Origin of the sequence: Fuscovulum blasticum DSM 2131 (assembly GCF_003034965.1) — a bacterium.
GTDB classification, from domain to species: Bacteria; Pseudomonadota; Alphaproteobacteria; order Rhodobacterales; family Rhodobacteraceae; genus Pseudogemmobacter; species Pseudogemmobacter blasticus.
The window spans coordinates 278,460-287,672 of sequence record NZ_PZKE01000003.1 but is presented as its reverse complement, the minus strand read 5'-3'; the positions used below and the strand labels follow the sequence as shown (position 1 = coordinate 287,672).

At 67.1% G+C, this 9,213-nt stretch carries 10 protein-coding genes; all 10 read right to left on the bottom strand.

Annotation, left to right across the window (positions count from 1 at the left end; genetic code table 11):
- The coding region (locus tag C5F44_RS17945) for an iron-sulfur cluster assembly scaffold protein (protein ID WP_181318186.1) at positions 1-577 on the bottom strand (577 nt) is incomplete at its 3' end.
- 13 nt (positions 578-590) lie between these two features.
- Positions 591-911: an iron-sulfur cluster assembly accessory protein gene (locus tag C5F44_RS05140; protein ID WP_107672421.1), complete on the bottom strand. Its 321-nt coding sequence runs from the start codon at positions 909-911 to the stop codon at positions 591-593.
- Positions 912-1,128: 217 nt separating this feature from the next.
- Positions 1,129-1,716: a nitrogen fixation protein NifQ gene (locus tag C5F44_RS05135; RefSeq protein ID WP_107672420.1), complete on the bottom strand. Its 588-nt coding sequence runs from the start codon at positions 1,714-1,716 to the stop codon at positions 1,129-1,131.
- Positions 1,700-1,990, bottom strand: a complete 291-nt coding sequence (gene fdxB / locus C5F44_RS05130) for a ferredoxin III, nif-specific (RefSeq protein WP_206340547.1) — start codon at positions 1,988-1,990, stop codon at positions 1,700-1,702. Before fdxB ends, C5F44_RS05135 begins: the two co-directional genes overlap by 17 nt.
- Before the next feature lie 13 nt (positions 1,991-2,003).
- Positions 2,004-2,483, bottom strand: coding sequence for a NifX-associated nitrogen fixation protein (locus C5F44_RS05125; RefSeq protein ID WP_107672419.1), 480 nt, complete (start codon positions 2,481-2,483; stop codon positions 2,004-2,006).
- Positions 2,480-2,956 (bottom strand): nitrogen fixation protein NifX, encoded by a 477-nt coding sequence (nifX, locus tag C5F44_RS05120; RefSeq protein ID WP_107672418.1) that lies wholly within the window; start codon positions 2,954-2,956, stop codon positions 2,480-2,482. The genes C5F44_RS05125 and nifX overlap by 4 nt, the downstream gene beginning before the upstream one ends.
- Entirely contained in the window at positions 2,931-4,319 is a 1,389-nt protein-coding gene (nifN, locus tag C5F44_RS05115) for a nitrogenase iron-molybdenum cofactor biosynthesis protein NifN (protein ID WP_107672417.1), read from the bottom strand. Before nifN ends, nifX begins: the two co-directional genes overlap by 26 nt.
- 1 nt (position 4,320) lies before the next feature.
- Entirely contained in the window at positions 4,321-5,847 is a 1,527-nt protein-coding gene (gene nifE / locus C5F44_RS05110; protein WP_107672416.1) for a nitrogenase iron-molybdenum cofactor biosynthesis protein NifE, read from the bottom strand.
- Positions 5,848-6,023: 176 nt separating this feature from the next.
- Positions 6,024-7,562, bottom strand: a complete 1,539-nt coding sequence (gene nifK, locus C5F44_RS05105; protein ID WP_107672415.1) for a nitrogenase molybdenum-iron protein subunit beta — start codon at positions 7,560-7,562, stop codon at positions 6,024-6,026.
- A 92-nt stretch (positions 7,563-7,654) separates the two neighbouring features.
- Positions 7,655-9,157 (bottom strand): nitrogenase molybdenum-iron protein alpha chain, encoded by a 1,503-nt coding sequence (nifD, locus tag C5F44_RS05100; protein WP_107672414.1) that lies wholly within the window; start codon positions 9,155-9,157, stop codon positions 7,655-7,657.
- Positions 9,158-9,213: the final 56 nt, after the last annotated feature.

Here is a 9,213-nt window from a genome sequence, read left to right as displayed (position 1 = left end):
CGGCCAGCATCGCGGCATTGACCCGCGCCAGCAGCGATTGCAGGCTTTGGCGGCACAGGCTGCAACTGTCGCCCGCGCCCAGCGCCCGCAACAGGCCCGGCAGCGTGGTCAGCCGGTCGGCGCGGATCAGACCCTCGGCGCGCGCCAGATCAACCCCGGCGCAGCCGCCGCAGACGCCCGCGCCGGGGGCCGCCGCCGGACCTGCCCCCCCGCACCAGCCGCGCAGCGCCGCAGCCAGCGCCGCCTTGCCCAGGGCCGGCGCATGGGCCTTTTCCGGCGGCAGCCCGTCCAGCCGGGCGGCGATGTCGCCGCCGGTCAGCCGGGCGGCCTGATCCACGGTCTTGCCGATGACCAGTTCGGTCAGCACCGACGACACCGCGATGGCCGGACCGCAGCCGAAGGCCTGGAACCCTGCCGCCTCGATCACCCGCGTCTCGGGGTTGACGCGCAGGGTCAGCCGCAGCGCATCGCCGGCGTCCAGCGACCCGGCCTCGCCCACCGCATTGGCATCGGCCAGCGCCCCGGCATTGCGCGGGTTCAGGAAATGGTCGGTGACGGCGGGGCTGTAGGTCCACATCGCTTTGGTCCCCTTAACAGAACGACTTGCCGCAGCCGCAGGACGACCGGGCATTGGGGTTGTCGAAGACGAAGCCCGCACCTTCCAGCCCGGTGACGAAATCAATGGTGGTGCCGGTCAGGTGGTCGCGGCTGGCCGGGTCGATCAGCACGGTGACGCCGCCGAACTCCACCACCGCATCGTCGGGCTGCGCCTCAAGCTCCAGCGCCATGCCGTATTTCAGCCCCGCGCAGCCGCCGCCCTGCACCATCAGGCGCAGGCCAGCCACCTTCTGCCCGGCGCCGTCGATGGCCGATTTGATGGCGGTGCGGGCGGGTTCGGTCAGGGCGATCATCACGGGCCTCCTTGCAGGGCGGTGTGGGTCTGCGAAGGATCAAGCAAGAAGCATGCCAAGCCCGTAACCCGCTGAAATCAAGGGGCTCACGGGCATTGCCCGGATCGCGGAACCCGACATTGGCGGTTTTGCGACAGTCCCGACGGCGGCCTGTCGGCCCATAAGGACAAGGCCCGCAACCGGAGGCGGGCCTTGCGGGCAGCGTCAGGGCAAAGGGTCAGGGGTGCGCCGCCGTGGCGGGGGCGGCGGGGGTCGCCGCCTCTTCGGGGGCGAAGCACAGCGCCCATTCCGGGCAATCGTCGCAGACCGGCGACAGGCACAGCGACAGGCCGTCGTCCAGACAGACCTGCCGATAAAGGAACTTCTTCCAGCGCATCTTCTGCCCGTTGGCCGCCGCAAGGCCCGGCAGGTGGCGGGCGATCAGCGCGGTCAGCGCGGGGCGGTTCGACAGGCCAAGGTCTTCCCACAGGTGCCGCGGCTCCAGAGCGCGGCGGGCAATGATCCTGGCCAGCGCACGGGCGGTGGCATCGGCCCGGCCGGCCCGCCACAGGATCAGGGTGATCACCGCCTGCTGCTCCGGCAGGGGCGCGGGCGCGGCTTCGGTCAGGTCGGGCAGCGCAAGGCCGGGCGCCCAACGGTCGCGCAGCGTGGCCAGATCGGGGCCATCCACCCCCAGCAGCACCGGCAGGCTGCCCCGCCCCGCCGCCCGTTCGGCCAGCGCATGGGCAAGGATCTCACCAAAGTCGCGGCGGCTTTCGGCGGCGCCCTCGGGGGGCGCGACCCTTGCCTCAGTCCGCAGGGGCATGGCTCTGGCACCCTGACGGGCAGACGCGGGCACAGGCGCCGCAGCCGATGCAGTTTCCCGCCGCCTCAAGCACCATCACCTTCTTGAGGATTTCCTCGTCGTCGTCCTCGGCATCGACCAGATCGCCGTCTTCGGTCAGCCCGCGCAGGCCCATCACCCCGCGCCCGCAGACCTTGAAGCAGCGGCCGCAGCCGATACACTTCTCGACGTCGATCGCCATCAGGAACACCGGCACCCATGCCGTTCCCCCGCGCGTCAGCCCTGTCATCGGCATGATCCTTCTCCTTTCACGCCCGCGCCGCCTCGGGGAAGCGCTCGATCAGCGCCACCGCCTCATCGACCAGCGCCGCGCCCGCCTCGGCCAGCCTGACCCAGGTCGGGAACCCCCAGCGGTGCACGTCGCGCAGATGGCGCGAAACCACGACCAGCCGCCCCGAGATCAGCACGACGCGGCCAAAGCCTTCGTGGTGGAACTTGTCCATCTGCGCCGCGGTGCAGCCGGTGCGGCGTTCGATCATCAGACCCACGGCATCATGGAACCGGGCCATCCGCCACAGCACCTCGGGTTCGGGATCGCAGATGATCGGGATGGCGCGGCGTTCTTCCGGCGTCACGATGAACTCGGCCAACAACTCGGTGTCAGGCTTGCCGTCCCAGGTGCCGTGGCTGTCTTCGGCGCGGATCACCGCGACAAGCTGTTTCAGAAAGGCGCTGTCGGGCACCGGGCCGCCGCGCGGGGCGGTTTCGCTGTCGGAAAGGGCGGTCACGCAGGTTGCTCCTCATCTTCGCTGCGGAAATCGGGTCTGGCGCCCAGACCCAGAACCTTGCGTAGAAACGGCGGCGGGGTGCCGTTCAGCATCACCCGCACCTGATCCAGCACGGCGGCAATCGGTTCGGGTTCCTTGCGCTTGATCGGGTGAACGCCGATCTTCACCACCCGCGCCGCCGACGGCCCGCCGATGGCCAGCGCAAAGACCAGTGCGCAGCCTTGCAGCGCGGCAATCTTGGGGGCGATGCGGTCATCCTGATCGTCATGCTTGCCCGCGCCCTTGGTGAAGGTCTCGAACTCATGCGCGGCCACGAAGCGCGCGCCGCTGCGCGTCACGTCATAGACCGCGAACTTGCGGGCCGATCCGAAATGCGCGTTCAGCGTTTCCATATCGTCGGTGGCGATGGCAATCCGCAGCGGCTGTTCAGCCGGCGGGGGGGCGGTCTCAACCAGCCGCAGCGTGCGGGACATGCTCGAACTCCTGGGGGATCGGGGCCGCGCCGAAATCGGCGGGCCGGGCGTTGTGGGGAAGCGACTGCATCGTATTGGCAAGCTCGAACAGAAAGGCGCGGCTGCCGCGATAGCCGACGCGGCAGACATCCTGCGCACCGATCCGGTCAAACACCGGGAATCCCACGCGGATCAGCGGCAGGCCCAGACGGCCGGCGGCATGGCGGCCGTGCGAATGGGTCAGGATCACCTGCGCCCCCTTGGCGGCGGCATCCCGCTCCAGATCGCCCAGATCGCCGACAATCACCTCGGCCGCCGGCACCTGCGACAGAACCTCGGGGCGGTCGCAGGTGGTGACGGCGGTCACCACCTTGGCCCCCATCGCCGCCAGCGCCTGCGACAGCGCCAGCAGCAGGTCGGGATCGGCCCCGATGGCGACCCTGACCCCGCCGGTGAAGAAATGCGCATCCAGTTGCGCATCCATCAGCCGGGCGCGATCACGCTTGATACCGGCGGGGGCGTCCTGCCCCGACAGGTCCATCAGGGTGCGGATGAAGGCATCGGTCGGTTTCAGCCCGGTGACGGTAGGAAACACCCGCGCCGGCACGAAGGCGCGGTCCTCGATCATCCGCGCCGCCGTCCGCATCGATTCCCCGATGGCCAGCGTATGGGCGCTGCGACCCATTCGCCCGATGTCCGCGACCGTGGTGCCGCCCAGCGAATGACCGCGCCAATCCTCGGCCAGATGCCCGTCCAGCGACCGCGACAGATCGGGCAGCACGATGGGCGACAGGCCGAAGGACCGGATCAGCCGCACCAGTTCGTCAACATCGGCCACGGTCAGCGCGCTGGAACACAGCAGGTTCACCTGCCGCAGGTCGGGGTCGCGCCAGACCGGATCAACCTCGGGCACCAGCGCGCCAATCACCGCCTCAACCGCGCGGGCCCAGCCTTCTTCCAGCCCGCCGGTAAAATCGGGGGTGGCGGCATAGACAATGGCGGTATCGTCGAAATCCCGGCGCCGCGCCCGCATCTCGCGCAGCTCGCCCGCCACATCCTCGCCCCGGGTTTCGGTCAGCGCGGTCGAGGCGATGCCGATGAACCGGGGCGCCGCCCGCCTGCGCAGGTTGGTGATGGCTTCCTCGATCTGCTCGGCCCCGCCCAGAATGGCGCTGACCTCGTTCATCGCGGTGGTTTGCAGCGGGATCGCTTCCTTGAAGTGGCGCACCAGATGCACCATCGCAAAGGCCGTGCAGCCCTGCGCGCCGTGAAACAGCGGGATCGCGCCGTCGATGCCCAGATAGGCCATCGCCGCCCCCAGCGGGGCCGAGGATTTCAGCGGGTTGGTGGACAGCGCGCGCCGGGGGTGGGTGATGACGGCCATGTCAGCAATCCTCGAAATCGGCGCGGTCCGACGGGCCGGACACAAGGGCCGCAGCGGGCGGCGCGGCGGGCGCGGTTCCGGCATGGACAACCGGGCAGCGCCCCGCCGTCAGCGGCGGCAGCACCACGGCGGCGGGCGGCCGGTCGTCCCAGGGGGCGGGGCTGCGCAGATCGGCCCACATCGGGTTGTTCACCGCGCGGTCGATGGCGCGCACCAGATCCACCATGCCCACATAGCCGGCATAGGGTTCGTGCTTTTCCTGGTTCACATCCACCCAGGGCACCCGCGCCTTCAGCGCCACGAACTGACTGCGCCCGCCCGACATCAGCACATCCGCCCCGCTGTCGCGCAAGAGCGCATACATCTCGCGCGGGGCCATGTTGTCGAACATATGCGCGTCGGTCTGCATGATCTCGCGGATGCGGTCCTTGTCGGCCTCGGTCGCCTTGCGGGTCGAGGTGCCGACCACCTCCATCCCCAGTTCCTGCAAGGCCGAGACGACGGACCAGCTTTTATGCCCGCCGGTGTAAAGCAGCACCCGCTTGCCCGCGACGCGCGGCTTCAGCGGGGCCAGCGCCGCGCGGGCCCGGGCTTCCTCCTCGGCCACCAGCGCCTCGCAGCGGTCCAGCAGGTCGGGCGCGGCGCCACGGTCCACCAGCATCCGGCACATCGTCCGCAGCGCATCCGACGTGTCCGAAATTCCGTAGAAACTGCCTTCGAAGAACGGGATGCCGTGGCGTTCCTCCAGGCCCCGCGCCAGGTTGATCAGCGCCTGCGAACAGACCAGCATCGTCACCCGCGCCCGGTGCGCCATGGCAACCTGCCGGTAGCGCGCATCGCCGGTGATGGCCCCCAGCACGCGGATGCCCAGCCGGTCCAACAGCGGCTTCACCTGCCACAATTCCCCCGACAGGTTGAAATCGCCGATGATGTTGATGTCACAGGGCGTCGGCGCCTCGGGCTCGACCGTGCCGATCACATGATCCAGCAGCACCTGCCCCGCCAGCTTGTTGCCCAGGTTCTTGGACCCCGCAAAGCCCGGCACGTTGACCGGGATGCAGGGGGTGCCGAAATCCTGCGCGGCGGCCTTGCAGACGGCCTCGACATCGTCGCCGGTCAGGGCGGTGACGCAGGTGGCATAGACGAAAACCGCCGGGGGATTATAGGCGGCAATCACCTCGCGCAGGGCGCGATAGAGCTTGCGTTCGCCATGCCCCATCACGATGTCCAGCTCGCCCAGGTCGGTGGTGAATCCGGTGCGGTAAAGCTGCGGGCCGGACGAGGCAGAGCCGCGATTGTCCCAGCCATTGCCCCAGCAGGCCAGCGGCGCATGGACCAGATGCGCCACATCGACAATCGGTTGCAGGGTGATCATCGCGCCGTCGAAGGCACAGCCGCCCGCCGCCGCGCCGGGCGTCAACTGTTTGGTGCAGCCCTTCTTGCGCGCCCCGTCCGTCTTGGCGACGTTCACCGCGCAGGCGGGTTCGTGCAACACGGTGGCGATCGCGGCTTTCAATGTCTCGGCCATCGGCTTCCCTTTCGGTCAGGGATGATCAAGCAAGGAACGTGCCAGCCCGCGAACCGGCCGTTTCCCCCATACGCGGGCGCCGATTGTCGGGGTTGCGACACGGATTGGCAGAAACAGAACCGGCGGCCCCCCGGGAGCTGGGGACCGCCGGCCTGTGCGCGCCAAGGGGTGGCGTCTCAGCGCGTCAGATCAAACGAGATGTCGGTGACGCCCGCCGTATCGCTGTCGCTGTCCAGCTTGTCGAAGATCACGTCCAGCAGCTTGACCAGCACGTTCAGCCCGCCCTGATAGCCCCAGGCCGGGAAGCGGTGATGGTGGTGGCGGTCGAAGATCGGGAAGGTCAGCCGCACCAGCGGCACGCCCAGATCGCGGCTCAGATACTTGCCATAGGACGACCCCACCAGCAGCTCCACCGGCTCGGTCGCCATGATCGACCGCAGGTGCCACAGATCCTTGCCCGCCCAGACATTGCAGCCCGTGCCGAAGGGCGAAGTGGCGAACAGCGCCTCCATCTTCTCGGCCCAGGCCTTGCCGCCATTGGTGGCAAGGCAATGCTTCGGCTCGGCCCCCACCTCCAGCAGGAAGCGCGCCATGGCGTAGACGAAATCGGGGTCGCCGAACACCGCCACGCTCTTGCCGTGCAGATAGGCCTGGCTGTCGGCCATGGCGTCGATCAGACGGCCACGTTCCAGCTTCAGCGCATCGGGAACGGGTTTGCCGGTCAGCGCGCTGATCTTCATCAACAGTTCATCCGTGGCCTGCACACCCATCGGATAATGGAAGGCCGCCACCTCCTGCCCCTTGCCGGCGACGTAATCCAGCGTCTTGGGGCTGCAATATTCCTGCATCGACAGCGTGGCCCGGGCGTTCAGCGCCGCGCGGGTTTCCTCCAGCCCGGTGCCGCCCGCGAACATGCGGAATTCGCCATCCGAGGGCGTGTCATAGACATCCGACACATCGCCCAGCAGCGTGGTGCTGACGCCCATCAGGCCCATCATCCGCTTCAGTTCGCGGTTGTTGGCCACGGCATAGCCGTCAAATCCGGGGATGATGTTGATCCCCTCGCCCGGCACCCGCTCCTGACCTTCCCAGAAATTGGTCAGGATGCCCTTCTGCATGTTGTCATAGCCATCGACATGGCTGCCCACGAACGAAGGCGTATGGGCGAAGGGCACGTTGTAATCTTCCGGGACAGACCCCTTTTCCCGGGATTGCCGGATGAAGGAATTCAGGTCGTCGCCGATCACTTCCGCCATGCAGGTGGTCGAGACGGCGATCATCGCCGGGTTGTACAGCGCCTTGGTGTTGGACAGGCCCTCGATCATGTTGGCAAGGCCACCGAACACCGCCGCATCCTCGGTCATCGAGGACGAGACCGCCGAGGACGGTTCCTTGAAATGCCGCGACAGGTGGCTGCGGAAATAGGCCACACAGCCCTGGCTGCCATGGACAAAAGGCATGGTGCCCTCATAGCCCTGCGCCGCGAAGACCGCGCCCAGCGGCTGGCAGGCCTTGGCCGGGTTGATGGTCAGCGCCTCGCGCGCCAGGTTCTTCTCGCGATAGTCCCAGGATTTGGTCCAGTCACCGATCTCGGTCACCAGGTGTTCGGGGTGGCCACATTCGTAGCGGACCCGCTTGTTCTCAAGCATCTCCTTGTATTCCGGTTCGCGGAACAGCGGGGCATGGTCCAGCACCTTGTCGGCGGATTGGGGCATGGTCGGTATCCTTCTGTGGGCCGTCCACATTCCGAGACGGGCCGTGAGGGGGGATGAAGGTTGGGGGCCGCCCCGCAACCGGGGCGGCAGGATCATTCGGCCGCGATGGCGGGGGCGGCAGTCTCCCAGGGCGCATCGAACAGGCCCCAGACCGGGTTGTTGATCGCCATGTCCATGTCGCGGGCAAAGATCGCGAAGCCGTCATAGCCGTGATAGGGGCCGGAATAATCCCAACTGTGCATCTGCCGGAACGGGATGCCCATCTTCTGGACCGGGTATTTTTCCTTGATCCCCGACCCCACCAGATCGGGCCGCACCTTCTCGATGAAACGCTCCAGCTCATAGCCGGTCACGTCGTCATAGATCAGCGTGCCTTCCTTCACATAATGGCCGGTGCGCTTGTAATCGTCGTTATGGGCGAATTCATAGCCCGTGCCGGCGATCACCATGCCAAGGTCGTCATAGGCGGTGACAACATGGCGCGGACGCAGGCCGCCGACATACAGCATCACCGTCTTGCCTTCGAGCCGCGGCTTGTATTTCGCCAGCACCGCATCGACCAGCGGCTGATACTTGGCGATCACCTCCTCGGCCCTGGCCTGGATGGTTTCGTCGAACCGGGCGGCGATGGCGCGCAGGCTTGCGGCAATCTGGCTGGGCCCGAAGAAATTGTATTCCATCCACGGCACGCCGTAGGTTTCTTCCATGTGCCGGCAGATATAGCTCATCGAGCGGTAGCAGTGGATCAGGTTGATCTTCGCCTTGGGGGCGCGTTCGATTTCCGCCAGCGTCGCATCGCCCGACCAGTTGCCGACGACGTTCAGCCCCATCTCCTCCAGCAGCCGCCGGCTGGCCCAGGCATCGCCGCCGATGTTGTAATCGCCGATGACGTTCACGTCATAGGGGCCGGCGACATAATCGGTTTCCTTCTTGTCAAACACCCAGTCGCGCACCGCGTCATTGGCGATGTGGTGCCCCAGCGATTGCGACACGCCGCGGAAGCCTTCGCAGCGGACCGGCACGATGGTCTTGCCGATGTCCTTGTTCTTCTTCTTGGCGACGGCGCCGATGTCGTCCCCGATCAGGCCGATCGGACATTCCGACTGGATCGAGACGCCATTGGCCAGCGGGAACAGGGTGTTGATCTCGTCGATGGTCTTTTCCAGCTTCTTGTCGCCGCCGAACACGATGTCCTTTTCCTGGAAATCGGTGGTGAACTGCATGGTGACAAAGCTGTCGATCCCGGTGGTGCCGGTATAGTAGTTGCGGCGCTGGCTCCAGGAATACTGGCCGCAGCCGACAGGGCCGTGGCTGATGTGAACCATGTCCTTGATCGGGCCCCAGACCACCCCCTTCGACCCGGCATAGGCGCAGCCACGGATCGTCATCACGCCGGGAATCGACTTGATGTTCGATTTCACCGTGTCGCATTTCGACGCGATGCCGGTCACCGCATCGGGGGCGCCTTCGGGGTCTGCCTGGGCCACGCCCAGATGCTTGGCCCGCTTCTTCTTCGACTTCTCGGGATAGGCCGACAGCACCTCTTCGATGAGGGCTTCATAGTCCGGCGTCCCGCTGACGTTGTCCTTTGCCATTCTTTTGGCTCCTGTTCCTGCGGTCGGGGGGGCGGGCGCAAGCGCCCGTTGCGGAA